A 17,869-nucleotide genomic window follows, 5' to 3' on the forward strand; every position below is an offset into this window, starting at 1 on the left:
GCGTGTCCTCATCGACACTGCGCGGAATCTTGCGCACCACGCTGGCTACCATCGATCCACGGCCATCCATCCGGGGCCACGGGCGGATAATTCCGCCATATCACCAACCCAAGGGGACTCGGCTCACTTATCCGCGCAGGAGTTCAGTATCGGCGTCATCGCCTTCACATGTTCGTCGATCCGCTCAAGCACTTTCGCCGCGACAACGTCGCGCTCAGGCAGATGCCACCAGTGCTCGTTGACGAGTTCGACGGTCTCGACCACTGCCTTCAGGACTGCCCGCTCCGGAAGCCTTGCTTCTTCATGCGCTTATAACTCATCGCCTTGTGTTTCGACGCGTTCGCCTTGATCTTCTTGCCATCCAGCGCGACATGGCCGAGTTTGACCAATCCTGCCGTCTCACACAGCTTCAGAACCTGCACGAACAGCGCCTCGAGCGCCTTCAAATGCCGCTTGCGGAAGTCCCTGATCGTCCGGAAATACGGCGGATCGAGCGCCACGATCATCACAAAATCATTCCGTTCGCGGCAGGCCCTGGTCGGCTGTTTTCGCCAGCTTTGGGCCATCGACCGCCTGTCGCGTTCCTTCGCGCCCCTCTGTCCCTCCAGCATCAAAAGGACCGTCGCGGCGCACCCGCCCTTCCTGCTCAAATTACATTCAATTCCCGAAACGGCCGCCCGTCGGCGATCCGGCTGTACCCGAACGCCGAGCAATCCACCGTGCGATAGCCGCCATGCACGATCAGTTCGGCCAGCGCCTTGCAGACCGCCGGAGCCTGCTGCAAGCCGTGGCCGGAAAAACCGTTGGCGAAGAGGAAATTGCCGACCTCCGGGTGCGGGCCGATCACCGCATTCTGGTCGAGCGTGTTGTAGTCGTAATGGCCGACCCAGGCGCCCGTCGGCTTGATCGCCTCGAAGGCCGGAATGCGGGTCGCCAGCACCGGCCAGATCACCTCTTCGAACAGCGGCCAGTCGGGGTCGAAGTCGGCGGGGTCGGCCGGTCCTTCGCCCTCTTCCGGCTCGGCGCCGCCGGTGATGTAGACCGAGCCCTCCGGCCGGACATAGATGCCGCTCGGGTCGACCAGCAGCGGCATGTCGTCATATTTTTCGCGCGCCTCGAAGACGAAGACATTGCGCTTGCGCGGCTCCACCGGCAGCGCCAGCCCGGCCATTGCTGCCACCTTGCCGGCATTCGGCCCGGCGGCGTTAACGACGGTGCCGGCCTCGAGCCGCTCGCCATTGTCGAGGGTCACATCGGCGACGCGCTTCCCCTGCCGCTCGATACCGTTCACCGACGCTGTGATGAAATCGATGTTCTTGCTTCGCAGTGCCTTGCGGAACAGCATCAGCATCGCATGCGCGTCGAACCAGCCTTCGCCGCTGCGGCCATAGGCGCCGGCGGAAATGCCCTCGACCGACAGCCACGGAAAGCGGCGGACGAGCGCCTCGGCATCCTCGAGCACGATGTCGGCGCCCTCGGCCATCTGCGCTTCGTGGTTGGCCCGCAGGATCGGCAGCCCGTTTTCGCCGGCAAGGATGAGATAACCGCCTTCGCGAAAGCCAATATCGGCGTCCGCGCCAAACTCTTCCTTGAGCCGCCGGAACAGTTTCAGCGTGAACTGCGACAGCCGGATGTTTTCCGGGATCGAGAATTGCTGGCGGATGGAGGCGCAGGACAGCGTGGTCGCGGCGCGGGAAAATTGCGGGTCGCGCTCGACAAGCGCGATCGAGCCCGAAAACCCTTCCTCGCGCAGGTAATAGGCAACCGACGAGCCGACGATGGCTCCACCGATGATGACGATGTCGTAATGCACTTTTTCGCTTCTCCAGTTCTAAGGCCCGCCGCCACGTGCGGGCGATGCCGACATCAACCGGCGGGCAGATGTGCCGAGGGCAACAAGCGCGCCTGACGCAACGCCGCCAGATCAGCCGAGCCGGTGCAGAAGCAGGCGACGGCCAACTGGCGGATGACGATCTCGAAATGCGCGACAACCGCCTCGGTGGAGACCGTCGCCGCGGGCAGCACGCCGGCCGCCTGCCCGGCGATGTCCGCGCCCAGGCGGATGGCCTTGGCCACGTCGACACCGTCGCGGATCCCGCCCGACGCGATCAGCTTAACCGTTGGCAGCGCCCGACGTACCGCCTGCACGCTGGCCGGGGTCGGAATCCCCCAATCGGCGAACGCCATAGCCACTGCACGGTCGGCGGTATCGCGGGCGCGCTCGCCCTCCACCGCGGCCCAACTGGTGCCGCCGGCGCCGGCGACATCGATCACCGTCACGCCCGCTTCGACGAGCGCACAGGCCACCGAGGCGGACAGGCCCGACCCCACTTCCTTGGCCACGATCGGCACGCCCACGCTGCGCGCGGCGCGAGCGATCTGTGCCAGGACGCCGCGCCATTCGCGGTCGCCCTCCGGCTGTACCGCTTCCTGCAGCGGATTGAGATGGACGATGAGTCCATCGGCCTCCAGCGCATCCACCGCCCGGCGCGCCGAGTCCAGGCCGTCGGCCTCGCGCAGTTGCGCGGCGCCGATATTGGCCAGCAAGGGAATGTCTGGGGCCAGGCGGCGCAGCGCGCGCGTCAGCCCCTGGGAGTTGCGGGATTGCAGGCTCACGCGCTGCGAACCGACACACATGGCGATCCCCAAGGCTTGCGCTGCCTCGCTCAGATGCCGGTTGATGGGCTCGGCGCGTGGCATGCCGCCGGTCATTGAGCTGATCAGCAGCGGCGCGCGCATGGTCTTGCCCAGCAGCGAGGCGCGCAGGTCGATCTGCGTCAGGTCCAACTCGGGCAATGCGCAGTGTTCGAAACGGATGTACTCCCAGCCGGCGGAGACCGTGGCCGGCGCCGTTCGCCGATCCAGCACGATGTCCAGATGGTCGTCCTTGCGCCGGCTCAGGGCGGTGTCGCTCATGCTCGCTCCATCCGTCGCATCGGGCGGCGGCGTTGCGTCGGATCGGACCGACGGCAGCGCGCGCATGCCGCCGCCTCCCGTGCGTTCAGGCCGGCGCACGCTGGCCTCCCCCCGCAGCGTCGCTGCGGTAGCGGCTGGTCGAGGTCTGGTAGTACTGCGCGCGGATGGCCGCCATGGCCTCGATCAACGGTCCCCACGGCGCGGGAAAGCGTTCTTCCGCCATCATCCGGTGCAGCATGCGCACATGGCCGGCCAGCTCGTCGTTGAGGAACTCCTCCACGGGCATAGCCGGATAGCGCTGCAGCAGCAGGATTGCCGCGTTGTCGGTCTCGCCGGCCGACCTGTCCTTGTCGCGTCCATGCAGATCGTTCTGCAGGCGCCCTATCGCGGAGATGAGCCGCAGGACCTGGCGAAACGCCGGACGTGCGCGCAAGGTCGCCATGTCCAGCCCCCACAGCAATGACAGGCAACAGAACACGTTCGTGTAGGCGATCGAATCGATGCCGTTGTGCAGGTACTCGGCGTAGGACCAGCGTTCCGCCCCTGCCGCCTGCGCGTGTCCGGCGCGCAGCGCCGCGCAGTAGCACCGGGTATCGTCGAGAAGCTGAGCATAGTCGCGACGATCGTAGGCGAGCGCGGCCAGCGAAGCGCGCAGCACAGCGCAGCCCTCGAATCCGGGGAGCGCGCACGGCACGCCCTGCCCCAGCGCCTGCTCCACCGCGGCGAGCTGCTCCGGCGCGATCAGGCCAAGGTCGTTGCAATCGTCGAGCCAGAACAGCAGCGCCAGTTCGCGATAGAACGCCACGATCAGCGTTTCGTCCTGCGGATCGCGGGCGGTGCGGGCGCTGGTGTCGCGCAGGCTCGGGTGGATGCGCTGCAGGATATACTGGCCGCCCCTGACCGCTTCCACGGCATGCTCGTCGGCGAACCCGGTCAGGGAACGACCCCACTCCAGCACCTGCTGCAGCGCGCGTTCGGTCGGGATCATGGCGCCGCTCCTGCTCCCTCGGCCAGGACGCGCCGCCCCCAACGAAGCGCCAGCCACAACCCGGCGAGTTCGGCCACGCGCACCACCCGGGTGGGGCAATACAGTTCCTTGCCGATCCACAGCGGCGTCTGCGGCAGTGCATGCGCCGCGTGGCGGGCGAGCATCCACTTCAGCGCACGCGCCACCGCCTGCGCGATGCGCCGGCGCCCTGTCGGCTCTTCGCTCCCGTCCATCACGTGCAATGCGAACAGCGCATAGGCGGTTTCCTCGAATGTGGACGCGCGACCGGCGCCCCAGCCGCCATCGTCGCGCTGCGCCCGCAGCAGCGCCGCGAGCGCGCGCTCGTCGCGCCACTGGGGCTTGCCCTGCGCCAGCGCAGCGACCGCATGCGCGGTGGGATACAGCCACGAAACGTGCCATTTTTCGTTGTCCCATAGACCGTGCGGGTTGCGATTGGCCTCGACGTAGGCGCTGGTGCCGTCGGCGGGCTTTCCCAACATTCGCAACGCATGCAGGGCATGGATGTTGGTCGACACCGAGGCATTGCGCTCGCCGGGGAAGGTGACGAACAGCTCGCCGATTTCGAAATGGCGCAACGCATCGACTGCCGGGTCGCGGCCTGCAAGGCGCAGGACGCACAACGCAACGGCGGTGTCGTCCGCATCGGCCGCGAAGTGCAAGGCCGGGCCCAGACCGCGCACGCCCAGGCGGGCGTCGAGCTGCGCGACGATCACGCGCACCGCCTCGGCGAGCGCGGGATGCGCGAACAGCCCGGCCAGATGCAGAGTGTACAGCGACCAGCATGGCTCGAACACATTGATCGGCCAGACGTTGGGAACGACACCTTCGATGCCGCTGCGCGTCGCCCGCGATGCCGCCTGCAGATACGCGTCGGCGCGCCCGACCTGCGGCGTGCTCCCCTGTGTCACGGCGTGCGCACGCCACGCGGCGGTGGCCGCCGGACTGATGCCGATGCTGCCGTCGTCATCCGGGCATGCGGTGGTCGGCGACGTCCCCCAGGCTTCCCATGAGTGCAGCAACGGATGTCCGCTCGGCAACGTCGCCACCGCCCCCAGCTTGACCAGGCGCGCTTGCCGCAACGGCAACAGCGCCGGGTGGCGCGGAAACGCCACGCCGCCCAGCAAGGATGCGGCCTCGCCGCACAACTGCGGCAGGATCAGCTCCGCGCCGATCGGCGCGTCTTCCGGCACCGCATGCGCGTAGGGATCGGGCTGGCGCTCGAGGAACCGGGTTGCAGCCTGGACTGCGTCGGCAGCGCCGGGAAGAGGATCGACACGCTGCAATGCCAGCAACGCCGCCCACGTGGGCGCATGGCGGAACAGCGGGAAGTCCGCGCTTCCCCATCCGCCATCGGCCTGTTGCTGCGCGATGAGCCACGCGTATGCGTCCTGCCGACCGGTGACGTTGCCGTGGAACTGCAGAGCTCGCGCCGTGTCGTAGACGGACGGACCGACGCTGCCGCCGTCGCTCATCTCGCTCAGCAGGTGGCGCAATTCGGAAAGGATTTGTTCGGACAGCGCGTTCACGCGGGATGTTCCTTCTGCAGACGGTTGACGAGGACCAGGATCGGGCAACCGCTGCGATCGGCGCCGCGGACTCGGACAAAGAGCAGCATGCACCGCCCGCCGGCCGATCGCAGCAGCACAGGGGCGAGTGCATCTGGACGGACGCGCTCATGCGTATGGCGCGGACAGATACACGTTGGCCCGCTGCAGCATCTGCGCCAACCGTTCCGCACGCGGCCCCAGCGGGGCGATGGCCTCCCCGGCGTCGCGCAACAAATCCAGCGCGAACTGGCGCGCTGCCTGCAGGCCCATCATCGACGCGCAGGTCGGCTTCTGCGCCGCCGCGTCCTTGCCGGGGGTCTTGCCCAGCGTCGCGGTATCCGCTGTCGCGTCGAGAATGTCGTCGACCACCTGCAACGCCAGGCCGAAACAGGCGGTGTAGCGATCGAGCGCACAGTACAGCGCAGCGTGCGCGGCATCCTCCGCGATGGCGCATAGCGCGCCCATGCGAACGGACGCGCGCACTAGCGCTCCGCTCTTCATCCGGTGCATCGCCACGATCCTGTCCAGCTCGACGTGCTTTCCAACCAGCGACAGATCCATGGCCTGCCCGCCTGCGGCACCCTCGGCGGACACCGCCTGCGCCAGTTCGCGCACGAGCGCGATACGGTTGTCGCCCGGCGCATCCAGGCTCGCCAGGGTCAGGAAGGCGTGCGCCTGCAGCGCATCACCGACCAGGATCGCAGTGGCTTCGCCGAACTTTACGTGCACGGTCGGAAGGCCGCGGCGAAGCACGTCGTCGTCCATCGCGGGCAGGTCGTCGTGAACCAGGGTACAGGCGTGCATCATCTCGATGGCGGCGCCGACGTCGTCGAGCATGTGCGCCGGCGTGTCGGCCAGTGCGCCGGCCGCCAGACACAGCAAGGCGCGGGTGCGCTTCCCGCCATGCAAGGTGGCGTACCGCATCGCCGCCATCAGCTCGGTCTCACCGTCGTCTTCGGCGCAGAGAAGACGCGCCAGCGCCTGTTCGACCCGCTTTGCGCTGTCCTGCATCCAGATCTCCGGCAGCAGCCTGCCGGAAGCGCCGCGCGCCTGCGCGCCCAATCCGCCGAGCGCGGAAACGCCAGTTCCGTGGTCGTGTAGCGTGGAACCGGTCTGCATGTTGTTCATGTCCTTGTACCTGACAGGAGACGGCCACGGCGAGCGCCAAGCCGCCGCGGTGTTGCCGGCGTCGCACCGAGCGCGTGCGCTGAGTCCAGCAATGCCGCGCCTCGCCGGCGCCGCTGCCTCGCCACACGGGGCATGCGATGCCAGCTCATGAGAAGCCTATGCGGATTGCCATGGACGGATGTGCAGTCGGGTAATAGCGCCGGCCTTTTTCGACGCCGCTCAGCAACCGCGGCCGCACCCCGGCCTTGTGCATGGTCAGCGCCAAGGCGATGCAGAACTGCACCATTTCCAGCCATACCAGGTGGTAGCCGATGCAGACGTGTGGGCCGGTACCGAACTGCAGCATGTCCACCGGCCGGATCGGCTCCGTGCGTTGCAGCCACCGCGCCAGGCGGAACTGATCAGGCGCCTCGTGCAGCAGCGCCGAGGTCGAGAAATGCAGCAGCGGGATGCACAGATGGGTGCCCGCGGGAATGCGCCGTCGGCCGAGTTGCAATTCCTGCAGGGCGCGACGCGGCAGGAGCGTGGTCGCCGGATGCAGGCGCAGCGTCTCGCGGAACAGCGCCTCGGCGACCGGACACTCCGCCAGGTCCGCGTGCCGGGTCGGCACCGCGCCCACGCGTTGCGCCTCCTCGACGATGGCGTCCCACAGCACAGGCTGCCGCGCCAGCTCGATCACCATCCAGGCCATCGTCGAGGCAGTGGTGTCGTGACCGGCAAGCAGCAGCAAGCGGATATTGGCCACCAGGACGTCATCGGAGAGCGCATCGTCGCTGCGGTCGAAGGCGCTCACCATGTCGTTGATCAACCCGGTGCGCGCGGCATGCGCGCGCGCGTCGCGGACGAACTGGCGCAACTGCGCGTCGATCCAGTCGCGGGCGGCGCGGCCGCGCCGCAAGGGCAGTCCGGGCAGGTCGACCGGGGGTGCGACGATCAACTGCAGCAGTTGCCGGTACTTGCGATGCCATCCCGGCAGGTCCTGCGCGGGGATTCCCATGAGGCTGAAGATGAGCTTGAGCATCAGGTCGCCGGTTTCGCGCAGGATGGTTACGTCGCCGCGGTCGCGCCACGCCTGCACCCGCGCCCAGATGACGGGCGCGAACAGGTCGCCGATGCCGGCCTGGGTCAGCCCCTTGGGCAGGAACGCCGCCTTGATCGCATCCCGCGCCTGCCGGTGCGCGCCGCCGTCCTGGGCAACCAACGTTCCGCCAAGCAATTCGGGCGCGATCTCTTCGATCAGCGCCGAGGACACGTCCTTGTGCCGGAGCAGTGCGAACGCATCCGGATGCACGCAGGTCATCAGATGTCCGGCAGGGCCGAAATCCAGCCAGAAGTGGCTGCCCAGCGTCCGTTCCGCGCGCCGCAGCAGGCGCGGCAGGTCGCAGACGATGGCGGGAAGATGCCCGACCAGGGGGAAAGCGCCGGGCATGACCGGGATGTCGTATCGCAGCCGGTGCCGACGGTTGAGCGGGTTGAGCAGCATGTCCATCAGCAGCGCGCCGCCGCGGCCGCTTCGGCGGTGTCGCCGGCAGGCCGCGCGGCGCAGCTGTTGCCACCGTCGGCGTACGTCGGCACATGCGCCAGCATGCCGCCGTCGATGCACACGACCTGGCCAGTGATGAACGCAGCATCGTCGGAGAGCAGGAACGCCACGAGCGCGGCCACGTCCTCGGGACGGCCGACGCGCTGCAGAAGCTGGTGCCGGCGCAGATGCCGTTGCATGCACTCGTCCAGCTTGGCGAGGAGACGCTCGGTCATGACGAGACCCGGCGCAACAGCGTTGCAGCGGATCTGCGCATGACCGTACTGGGTGGCGAGCGAGGCCGAGAGCATGTTCATCGCCGCCTTCGACGCGGCGTAGGACGTCTGCGCCGTGTCACCGCTGAGTCCCTGGCACGACGACATGTTGACGATCGCGCCACCGCCGCGGGCGATCATCCGTGGGATGGCCTGCCGGCAGCAGAGCAGCGTGCCGCGCAGATTGGTCGCCATCGTCTGATCCCAGACCGCCAGGTCCAGGTCGAGGATCGCGCGGTCGCGTGAGGTCAGATGCATGGCGCTCGCATTGTTCACTAGCAGGTCGACCCCACCGAAGTGCCGCTCCGCCGTCTCGAACAGCGCTGCCACCGCCTGCGGATCGGCGATATCCATGGCCAGGGGCAGCGCGTGGCCTGCTTCGGCCGCGATCTGCGCGGTGCAGGCGATGGCCGCCGAGCCATCAATGTCGGCCACCGCCACTCTGCCGCCCCCGCGCGCGATGGCGAGGGCGCATGCCTTGCCGATGCCCGCGCCAGCGCCGGTCACCACGGCAACCTTGCCCTCAAACCGTCCCATCGTGTCCTCCCTGATTATGTTGGTCTTTCGCGGCATGCCGCCCGACCTCGCCGGAGAGGGCGCAGGATCGGCGCCTGGCGCGCTCGCCATCGCCAGCGTCGCTTTCGATGACCCGAATGGCGGCGACCGGGCACTGGCTGGCCGCGAGCCGCACGGCGGCGTGCAGCGCCTGCGGGACCGTCGCCACGCACACTTCGGCCACGCCGTCCGGTTCGCGCTGGCGAAAGGTGCCCGGCAGCGTCAGCACGCACTGCCCGGTGGTTCCGCACAGATCCTGGTCGACCACGACGCGCATCTCAGCCCCCCTGCGCATGCAGCCGCACCGGCAGCGCGCGGAACGTCCTAAGGAACGCGGAGGGCTCCGGGGTCGGCTGCTCGGCCAATGCCAGCGTGGGGAAGCGCGCCTGGATTCGCGGCAGGCTCTCGGCCAACTGCACCCGGGCCAGTTGCGCACCGAGGCAGAAGTGGATGCCGTGGCCGAAGCTCAGCATGATCTTCCCGTCGGTCGACATGCCAGGACTGGTGCCGTAGAACCGCGCGGGATCGAAGCGGTCGGGATCGGCGAAGGCGTCCGGGTCGCGATTGCCGGCCGCGATCAGCACGCGCACGTCCGCGTTCTTCGGGATCACCACGCCGCCCAGTTCGATGTCGCGCTGGGCGATACGCGGAATGGAGCTGAACATGGCGGGCGCGTCGCAGCGCAGGACTTCTTCGACGAATGCCTTCACCCCCACGGCATCTCCCTGCAGCCAGTGCCGCTGTTCGGGATACGCCAGCATCGCCAGGACCGCATGGTCAATGGCCGCAGCAGTGGTGGCGAAGCCGCCCAGCAGCATGCCCCACAGCATGCTGATCAACTCCGCATCCGACAGCATGTCGGCATCGTCGTCGTGTGCGCCGACCAGCATTGACACGATGTCGTGGCGGGAATCGGTGCGCTTGCGCTGTATGAGATCGCCGAAGTAGGCCTGCACCCTGGCGCTGGCCGCGTCCGCCGCTGCGAGCTGGGGATCGCTGGCGTGCGGGCTCAGGCCTTCCAGAATGGCGCTGATGCCGGCGACGAGCCCGAACATGTCGTCCTGGGGCATGCCGAACAGTTCGCCGAAAACCAGCATGGGCAAGGCCAGCGCGAATTCCCGATGCAGGTCCACCGCCTCCCCGCGCTCCAGCGCGGGCGCCATGCCGTCCAGGCGCGCTGCGACGATGCGAGCGATGGTCGGCCTCAGGTTGTCGATCTGGCCCATGGTGAAATCGCGCGAGATCAGCCGGCGCAGACGTGTATGCGTCGGTGGTTCCTTCATCGCTAGCGTGGACGCCAGCAGATTGAGAGACAGGCTGGTCGCCGCACGCGGGAAATAGCGCGCCAGTTCGCCTGGCGTCGGCCCCCGAAAAGCATCGCCCGTGGCCTTGAGCGCCCAGTAGATGTCGGCGTGGCGGCTCAACAGAAAGAGGCCCGACGCCGCGCGATGTACCGGATCGTGCTCGCGCAACCACCGCATGAATGGGTACGGGTCCTGAATGCACGCTGGCGACGCCAGTTCGGCGAAGGCATCCCGGCATGCTGCCGTGGTTTCTTGCACGTCCATCTTGGTCACCTGTTGGCTGGCTGATCTGATCGGCGCGCGGCAGGCGCGCCGGCAATTTGGAGAACATCGCGATTCCTGGTGGCGTGCGCGCATCACCAGAGCACCGGGAACTCCTCGAACCCGCCAGTGATGATCTCCTTGCGCAACTTCAGTTCTTCGGGCGCCACGGCCAGGCGCAGCGCGGGAAAGCGCTGGAAGATCGAACCGAACACCGCCTTGAGTTCCAGCCTGGCCAGCGCCAAGCCGATGCAGTTGTGCGGCCCGTAGGAGAACGCCAGGTGCGGGTTTTCGTCGCGTCCGATGTCGAAGATTTCCGGGTCGTCGAAATGGCGCACATCGAACGACGTCGCCGGCAGGCCGACAAGCACCTTGCTCTCCGCAGGAATATCCACGCCCGCGATGGTCACGTCGGTCCTCGGATAGCGCATGATGCCGTCCCAGCCCGCGCCCGGCGGGTACATGCGCAGGATTTCCTCCACCGCCTTGTCCACCAGGGATGGATCGCCGACCAGGCGTTCGCGCTGTTGCGGATGGCGGAACATGGCCAGCAGGCCGAATTCGATCTGCGCGACGGTGCTCTCGTGCCCCGCCACCAGCATGCCCGTCGCCAGGCCGATCGCCTCTTCCTCGGTCGCCTTGCCCTGGTCGACCGCCGCGAGCAGATCCGTCAGCAGGTTGTCGCCAGGATCCTGGCGCTTGTCCCGCATCTTGCCGCGAATGTAGGCGCGCAGTTCTTCCCAGGCCAAGCGCGACGCGCTGCGCGGGCCGCTTTCATGCTGGTGCGTCATCACCTCGTCGGACAGCCCGGCGAAAAAGGCGTGATCCTCGTAGAGCACGCCCATCAGCGCGCTGATGACCATGGCCGGAAGTGGAAAGGAGAGGTGGCGCCGCAGGTCGGCGGGCTGGGGCTGGGCCGCCAGTGTCTCGAACAACTGCGCGGCGATCACCTCGACTTGCTGCGCGAGCAGCTTCACCCTGCGGTTGCTGAAGGCCGGCGCCACGATCGTGCGTAACCGGGCATGCTCGCCCCCCTCGTGCGAGACCAACCACCCCGGCGATCCGAGAATCACCGAATCCGGGGTGAATGTCGCCGGCGGCATTCCCGAGGGCCGGAACGCCGCGTCGGACAGCACCGCCTTGGCTTCATCGTAGCCTGTCACCCACCAGCCTTCGTGCCCGGACGGGAAGCGCACGCGGTGGATCGGACCGTTGGCGCGTTGCGCCAACATCTCGGGCGAGGGCTCGATGTGATCGACGCGCCACATCGGCAGCGTCGGCAAGGGTTGTTCGGACATGGTGGCACTTGATCTCTAAGCGATGGAAGGGCGGGAGGTGACCGGCAGGCGCTGCGGGCAGCGAATGGCTTAGGAAGGCATGTAGACGACGTCCTCCGCAGCGTAGCCCGATTCGATTATCAAGGTCGGCCAACGTGTAACTGCCTAGGCATACCGCGCGGCACGCAGAACGTTATCCTGCGCCTTCGAGTTCAGGATAAGGCGAGTGTGGCGGGCCTTTGAGTCGCAGCCGGCCATCAAGATTTCCTGCGCAAGGGTCGACAAGGGCGGCGAGCCTGTTTGGTAGGGGGCGGTTTCGCCGAGGCCCCCTTCCCATAGAATGCTATCTGATGCGGATTTGACATTTTGCTTTTCTTTCTTCGTTCCATCGATCGCGGTGCCATCCACGAAAGGAAGGTCGGTCGGCGGCTCCCGGCCCGCAACGAAGGAGCTTCAAAACTCGTGCCAATTTGGCCGACCCAGCAGAAGAAAAAAATTGTGAGTGCTTTCATCGGGTTAGCCTGAGGCCGGACAAGAGCTCGGCGAAATAGGCCGGTGTCGCGGGCCAACAAAGGCGACAGAACAGTGTCGGATAGTACGCCTCGGGGACCTTTCGGTCGGGCTTGCGACATTCTGGTCCAGTTTCGAACATAAGAGGGTGGCAAATAGACACGATTGGGGAATTCGATCCTGACGGAGTCAGGCGCTTGCCGAAGCGCGCGCTCATGGTTGCTGCGACAGGCGCATGTTCGCGCAAGCCGAGCCTTCGCACGCAAGAACACGTTTGCGGCAGACGCTACGAAATCGCTGCAGTGCCCGCCGGTGTGAGGTAGGGCATCGGCTCGGCTTTCGGTTCGTCTTTGTCCAGCCGGTGCGGAAGCGCCGCATATCCGCACCATACAGCACCCTTGTCGAGCGTGCTGACGAGGCGCTTATAGGGCGCGCCCGGTCTTGAAGACACGGTCCTCCCAAGAAAGAATCGCTCCAAAAGCATCTCTATTTGAAATGGCACGCCGCTTGCTGCTCCTGGTCAGAGCCCATCAAAACACGATGAAAGCGACTTGCGCCATGCCCGACACGCGAAGCTCTAGACCGTGGCCTGAGGAGACGGTGCCCGCTCCTGCTGAACATCGGCACATCATCTCCTCCGGAGGTCCCTCCTCGGCAGCCGCTTTGCGCATGGCTGGTCCGATGCCCGCACGCCAACACGTGTCGCTCGCGCAATTGCCGTTTACCGGTTCTGATCAGCATGTGAGTGCCCGAGAGCCCCATCAAAGGGTCACCCAAGCCAAGGTCAGCGGGCCACTGGCAAACATCGACAATAAGCTGAACCAGTTCAGTGACGCGGATCTCTTGCGTGAAGTCACATTTGAGGCCTCCACACGCTTCCGATATTGGCTACTTCGGGCCCGCTGTCACTTTTTCCCGGGCACGAGCGCGAGTGATGGATCCCGCTTCCGGCGCCATAGCCGTGGAAAGATTGCCCCAGCGGCTCGACAGCCTCCACTTGCTCAGATCGATGGCGTTCGGGTGACCAAGACCAGCAGCCAAGACGTTCCCCCACATCGGGATGGAAAAAGGAGGGTGCGAGCCGCGAGGGCCTCATTTCATGCCCGGCATACGAGCCTTTGCTCGGTATTGCGCCAGCCTCTGCCAGAATCCGGCGCGCCAGTTTTTTCCTGAGGAGCAAGTTGATGACCGTTCAAAAGAAGGTTCCCTTCGTCACCTTTCTCACGCGTGTTCGCGATGAGTCAGTCCAGGGCCCAAATCCATATCGCTGGGAAGAAAAGACATCTGACGACTACTTTGCCGGCAAGCGCGTCATCCTGTTCTCGCTGCCTGGCGCCTTCACTCCGACCTGCTCGACCTACCAACTGCCCAATTTCGAAGAGCTCTATGATGAGTTTGAGAAGGAGGGAATTGACGCGATTTACTGCGTCTCCGTCAACGATGCCTTCGTCATGAATGCGTGGGGGAAGTCCTTGGGCCTGCAGAAGGTCGAGCTCATTCCCGATGGCTCAGGCGAGTTCACACGCAAGATGGGCATGCTGGTGGCCAAGGACAATCTCGGCTTCGGGATGCGCTCCTGGCGCTACGCCGCCCTGATCAACAATGGCGTGGTGGAGCAGTGGTTCGAGGAGGAAGGTTTCTCCGACAACTGCGAGGCCGACCCCTATGGCGTCTCATCCCCGCAAAACGTTCTCGAAACGCTGAAAGCCGCCGCATGACCTAGAAAACGTCTCACTGGTGCCATTGCCCGCCCCAAGAGGCTCCTCGACAGGATTATCGCGCTCACCATGCAATCCTCAGCAAGCCTGCTTCAGCGCCAGAAGCAATCCATGGTCGCATCGCCTCAACTCATTGAGTCGATTCGCTTGCTGCAACTGGCGCATACTGAACTGCATCAGTTCGTGGAGCGGGAAATCGAGAAGAATCCGCTCTTGGAATCTGCGTCAAACGATGGCGGGCCTTTTGGCGATGTTTCGATTTCGGGAGCGGATCAGCCTGTCGGCCCACGCGCAAACGCCGTTGACGGACCGACCGGGGCCGGGTCGCCTGAACGGCTCGGGCAATGGAAATCACTTCGCAACACGACCAACAACCCGCCGGGTAATGGCCCTTCCCTCGACGAGTTTGCCACCCTCCCCGAAACATTGCACGACCATGTCGCTCGTCAGATCGCCCTCACCGCGTTCACACCACAGGAGCGGCTGATCGCTGGCCAGCTTGCCGCCGATCTGGAAGACACTGGCTATCTTCGGGCAAACCTTTTGGAGCTGGCCGAGAGCCTGAATGTCCGGGAGGCTGATGTGGAACGGGTTCTCGGAGCCTTGCAGCACTTTGATCCACCGGGAATTTTTGCGCGAACTCTCGGAGAATGCCTCGAAATCCAGTTGCGCCAGCGAGACCGGTTCGACCCGGCAATGGCAGCTTTGGTTGCCAATCTTGAAATGCTTGCGCGACGTGATTTTCAGGCACTGAAGCAGCATTGCGGCGTCGATGAAGACGACCTTCTCGACATGATGCATGAGATTCGGGCGCTCGATCCCAAGCCTGGAAATCGATTCCAATCCGGTGCTTCTGAATCAATCATACCCGACGTCTGGGTCACGCCCTCGCCGGAAGGCGGGTGGCAGATCGAACTTGATCCGGCCACACTGCCCAAGCTGCTGATCAACCAAACCTACTATGCCGAAGTCTCGCGTCAAACTGTCCAAAATTCGAAAGATCAAGCATTTCTCAACGAATGCTTGCAAAACGCGAACTGGCTAATCCGCAGCCTCGATCAGCGCGCCAAGACGATTGTTAAGGTTGCGGCTGAAATCGTGCGCCAGCAGGATGCCTTTTTGGAACATGGCGTCGCCCACCTGCGGCCTCTCAATCTCAGAACCGTCGCTGACGCGATCGGCGTGCACGAGTCGACGGTAAGCCGGGTGACATCGAACAAGTACATGCTTACCCCGCGCGGAGTCTTTGAACTGAAGTATTTTTTCACCGTCGCGATCGCGTCCTGCCAAGGCGGCGATGCGCACTCCGCCGAAGCTGTCCGCCATCGGATCAAAGCGATGATTGCCGCAGAATCTCACGGCGACGTGCTTTCCGACGATGACATCGCTGTCCGGCTGAAGGAAACCGGCATCGATGTTGCGCGGCGCACCGTCACAAAATATCGCGAAGCAATGAACATCCCCTCCTCCGTGCAACGCCGCCGCGAAATGCGCTTGTGTCTTTAATGTGGTCAAGGCAGCCAACCTCATGTTGCAGTGCATCCAAAGTGGAGACTTCGTTCATGACCCGATCCGCGGCAGGCGTCATGGACGCTGTTCTGCACGACCCAGAAAAGCCCGACCAACCGTCTGGTCCCGCATGGGGTGCGGTCATTTCGCTTTCCTTGGGCACCTTCGGGCTGGTGACGGCAGAGTTTCTGCCTGTCAGCCTCCTCACGCCCCTCGCCCATGATCTCGGTGTCACCGAGGGTGCGGCTGGACAGGCGATGACGGCGACCGCTATCGTCGGGGCGATCTCGGCGCCGACGCTGGCCATCATCACAAAGCGCCTGGACCGCAGGATCGTCATGTGGGCGATGACGCTGCTGCTGATCCTGTCGGACGTTCTGGCGGCCGGCGCGTGGTCGCTGGCAGTACTCCTGACGGCACGCGTCGTGCTCGGCGTAGCGCTCGGAGGCTTCTGGTCGATGTCGGCAGCACTGGCGATGCGGCTCGTTCCAAGCCACCTCCTGCCGCGCGCCATGTCGATCATCCTCACCGGCGTTTCCGTCGCTACCGTTTGCGCAGCTCCAATCGGCGCTTATGTCGGCGATATCTGGGGATGGCGAAGCGCCTTCATGGTCGCCGCAGTCGTCGGCGCCGCTACACTGCTGGTGCAACTCATAACCATTCCGAGGCTGCCTCCGGTTGGAGTGGCTAGCTTCCGCAGCCCGCTGGATGTGGCCAAGATTCCGACGATCAAGGTCGCGCTTTTGGTCGTCCTGCTGGTCGCTTCCGGCCACTTCGCCGGCTTCACCTATATCCGCCCCTTCCTCGAGAAGGTTCCCGCGCTGGATGTCGAGACGATCTCGCTTGTGTTGCTTGCTTTTGGCATCGGCGGATTTTTGGGCAATTTGGCCGGCGGGCTGCTGGCCGAGTACAGTCTCAAGGCAGTCGCGGCCCTTGCACCGCTGCTCATAGCGATAGCCGCTGTTTCGCTGCTGACGGCGGGAGCATCGGCCTCGGCCTCGGCGGTTGCGGTTGCCGCGTGGGGCTTTGCCTTCGGCGCAGTGCCGGTGGGATTGCAAACGTGGATGGTGTGGCGCGCCGCTCCCGAGCAGGCCGAAAGCGCCGGTGTGCTGATGGTCGTAGCGTTCCAAGTGGCAATCGCAGGCGGCGCGATTTTCGGCGGACTATTGGTGGACAATGCCGGGATTACCAGTGCCATTGCCTACAGTGCTGTTGCCACGTTCCTCGCTGCCCTGACAGTGTTCCTGCTCGGCCCGAAGCGCGAAACCTAGAGCAGCGCAGCGGGACGAGAGATGCAATCGCATGCACGGCGCGGCGCGATCCTCCGCATGATTACGCATGGTCAACGCAAGCGCCTCGCCGGCTTCACCTCCGGGCTATGGCGACCTTCGCCGCCAGACACGCGAACCTCGCTGGCAGCGGTTTCCACTTGGCGACGATGAGCGCTGCCAGCGCGTTGCTGGCGGTCATATCCTTGACGACAAGCCGGCATTCTGGGCGAGCGACAGCTACGCGCCGGCCTTGCCCGTCAGAACGCCGGTGAAGATGCCGCACGATAGCGCAGCCAGGTCGCGAAATGCCAGTGGTGTCAACGGCGGCCGGATTATCGTCGACCGCGCGAAGCCCTAGGCCGACGCGGGTGCTAAACAGCACCAATCAGGGAGATGGCATCATCAGGACGCGACATAGACCAGCAGTGAATGGCCGGTAGATCAGCTCGGGATAGACCAGCCGGAGCACCGGCACGCCGCGCACCCCTTCGGTAACCATCCGGTCTGGGCCGCGGCAGACGCGTGATCTGTGCTAGACTGGGCGGATGGAGATCGACACGGACAAGATCGATGATGCGGTCTTGGCGCTGCTTTGTCTGACGCTGCACAATGAACGATGCGCCTGGAAGAGCTTTGATTGGGATGTGACGGATCGGCTGCATCGGAAGGGGCTGATTGCAGACCCTGTGAACAAGGCGAAGTGCTTGGTCCTGACGGACGAAGGTCTTCAGCGGTCGGAGGAACTGTTCCGCGCGCTGTTCACGCGGCCGAGGCCATAAGGATCTGGCGGGGCTGCCAATTCCACGGAAGCAGTTCATGAAGCCGGTTCTGCGGCGTATCGGCGACGCGGGTGAGGACGTCGGCCAGCCAGGCCTGCGGATCGACGTCGTTGAGCTTCGCCGTCATGATCAGCGTCGCCATGGCCGCCGCCCGGGCAGCGCCGCGTTCGGAGCCGGCAAACAGCCAGGATTTGCGGCCCAGGGCGAAGACTGATTCATTATGCACCCCCTCTTCAAATGGCGGAAAACAGCGATTCCTGATTGTCGTCGTTGATGCGACGCGGAGTA

General features: G+C 65.3%; 15 protein-coding genes and 5 pseudogenes. 4 read left to right on the forward strand and 16 right to left on the reverse strand.

Features of this window, described 5'->3' with window-relative positions; translation table 11 throughout:
• Positions 1–123 precede the first annotated feature (123 nt).
• From NKJ72_RS28500 to NKJ72_RS28565, 14 genes and pseudogenes are all read right to left on the reverse strand, one after another.
• Positions 124–297 (reverse strand): annotated as a pseudogene (locus NKJ72_RS28500) (type II toxin-antitoxin system HipA family toxin); the annotation flags it as partial.
• A gap of 2 nt (positions 298–299) precedes the next feature.
• Positions 300–548 (reverse strand): annotated as a pseudogene (locus tag NKJ72_RS28505) (transposase); the annotation flags it as partial.
• Positions 549–646: 98 nt separating this feature from the next.
• Positions 647–1,813 carry an NAD(P)/FAD-dependent oxidoreductase gene (locus tag NKJ72_RS28510; protein ID WP_352480411.1) on the reverse strand — a complete coding sequence of 389 codons (1,167 nt, stop codon included), beginning with the start codon at positions 1,811–1,813 and terminating at the stop codon, positions 647–649.
• A gap of 53 nt (positions 1,814–1,866) precedes the next feature.
• Positions 1,867–2,916, reverse strand: a complete 1,050-nt coding sequence (fni, locus tag NKJ72_RS28515; protein WP_352480412.1) for a type 2 isopentenyl-diphosphate Delta-isomerase — start codon at positions 2,914–2,916, stop codon at positions 1,867–1,869.
• Between the two features lie 85 nt (positions 2,917–3,001).
• Positions 3,002–3,904: a terpene synthase family protein gene (locus NKJ72_RS28520; protein WP_352480413.1), complete on the reverse strand. Its 903-nt coding sequence runs from the start codon at positions 3,902–3,904 to the stop codon at positions 3,002–3,004.
• Positions 3,901–5,451, reverse strand: coding sequence for a hypothetical protein (locus NKJ72_RS28525; protein ID WP_352480414.1), 1,551 nt, complete (start codon positions 5,449–5,451; stop codon positions 3,901–3,903). Before NKJ72_RS28525 ends, NKJ72_RS28520 begins: the two co-directional genes overlap by 4 nt.
• A gap of 147 nt (positions 5,452–5,598) precedes the next feature.
• Positions 5,599–6,591: a polyprenyl synthetase family protein gene (locus tag NKJ72_RS28530; RefSeq protein ID WP_352480426.1), complete on the reverse strand. Its 993-nt coding sequence runs from the start codon at positions 6,589–6,591 to the stop codon at positions 5,599–5,601.
• A 154-nt stretch (positions 6,592–6,745) separates the two neighbouring features.
• Positions 6,746–8,089, reverse strand: a complete 1,344-nt coding sequence (locus NKJ72_RS28535) for a cytochrome P450 (protein ID WP_352480415.1) — start codon at positions 8,087–8,089, stop codon at positions 6,746–6,748.
• On the reverse strand, positions 8,089–8,934 hold the full coding sequence (locus tag NKJ72_RS28540) for an SDR family oxidoreductase (protein ID WP_352480416.1): 846 nt from the start codon (positions 8,932–8,934) through the stop codon (positions 8,089–8,091). Before NKJ72_RS28540 ends, NKJ72_RS28535 begins: the two co-directional genes overlap by 1 nt.
• Positions 8,921–9,229: pseudogene (locus NKJ72_RS28545) on the reverse strand (ferredoxin). Before NKJ72_RS28545 ends, NKJ72_RS28540 begins: the two are co-directional and overlap by 14 nt.
• Position 9,230: 1 nt before the next feature.
• A complete protein-coding gene (locus tag NKJ72_RS28550) occupies positions 9,231–10,520 on the reverse strand; it encodes a cytochrome P450 (RefSeq protein WP_352480418.1) in 1,290 nt (429 codons plus the stop codon).
• A gap of 92 nt (positions 10,521–10,612) precedes the next feature.
• Positions 10,613–11,815 (reverse strand): cytochrome P450, encoded by a 1,203-nt coding sequence (locus NKJ72_RS28555; protein WP_352480419.1) that lies wholly within the window; start codon positions 11,813–11,815, stop codon positions 10,613–10,615.
• Between the two features lie 156 nt (positions 11,816–11,971).
• Positions 11,972–12,159: pseudogene (nifH, locus tag NKJ72_RS28560) on the reverse strand (nitrogenase reductase); the annotation flags it as partial.
• 431 nt (positions 12,160–12,590) lie between these two features.
• Positions 12,591–12,755: a hypothetical protein gene (locus NKJ72_RS28565; protein WP_352480421.1), complete on the reverse strand. Its 165-nt coding sequence runs from the start codon at positions 12,753–12,755 to the stop codon at positions 12,591–12,593.
• 733 nt (positions 12,756–13,488) lie between these two features.
• Between NKJ72_RS28565 and NKJ72_RS28570 the strand changes: the two genes are divergently transcribed.
• From NKJ72_RS28570 to NKJ72_RS28580, 3 genes are all read left to right on the forward strand, one after another.
• On the forward strand, positions 13,489–14,022 hold the full coding sequence (locus tag NKJ72_RS28570; RefSeq protein WP_352466644.1) for a peroxiredoxin: 534 nt from the start codon (positions 13,489–13,491) through the stop codon (positions 14,020–14,022).
• Between the two features lie 69 nt (positions 14,023–14,091).
• Positions 14,092–15,528, forward strand: a complete 1,437-nt coding sequence (rpoN, locus tag NKJ72_RS28575) for an RNA polymerase factor sigma-54 (protein ID WP_352480422.1) — start codon at positions 14,092–14,094, stop codon at positions 15,526–15,528.
• 56 nt (positions 15,529–15,584) lie between these two features.
• Positions 15,585–16,802, forward strand: coding sequence for an MFS transporter (locus tag NKJ72_RS28580; protein ID WP_352480423.1), 1,218 nt, complete (start codon positions 15,585–15,587; stop codon positions 16,800–16,802).
• 124 nt (positions 16,803–16,926) lie between these two features.
• Here the strand turns inward: NKJ72_RS28580 and NKJ72_RS28585 are convergent.
• Positions 16,927–17,184: pseudogene (locus tag NKJ72_RS28585) on the reverse strand (ABC transporter permease subunit); the annotation flags it as partial.
• 163 nt (positions 17,185–17,347) lie between these two features.
• Here NKJ72_RS28585 and NKJ72_RS28590 point away from each other — a divergent pair.
• The gene (locus tag NKJ72_RS28590) at positions 17,348–17,581 is read left to right on the forward strand and encodes a DUF6429 family protein (protein ID WP_352480424.1); all 234 of its coding nucleotides are present in this window, start codon (positions 17,348–17,350) and stop codon (positions 17,579–17,581) included.
• On the opposite strand, the gene NKJ72_RS28595 is transcribed toward NKJ72_RS28590, so the two are convergent.
• The coding region (locus tag NKJ72_RS28595; protein ID WP_352480425.1) for a transposase domain-containing protein at positions 17,562–17,869 on the reverse strand (308 nt) is incomplete at its 5' end. The genes NKJ72_RS28590 and NKJ72_RS28595 overlap by 20 nt on opposite strands.

This window comes from Mesorhizobium sp. M0045 (assembly GCF_040323385.1).
GTDB lineage: Bacteria > Pseudomonadota > Alphaproteobacteria > Rhizobiales > Rhizobiaceae > Mesorhizobium.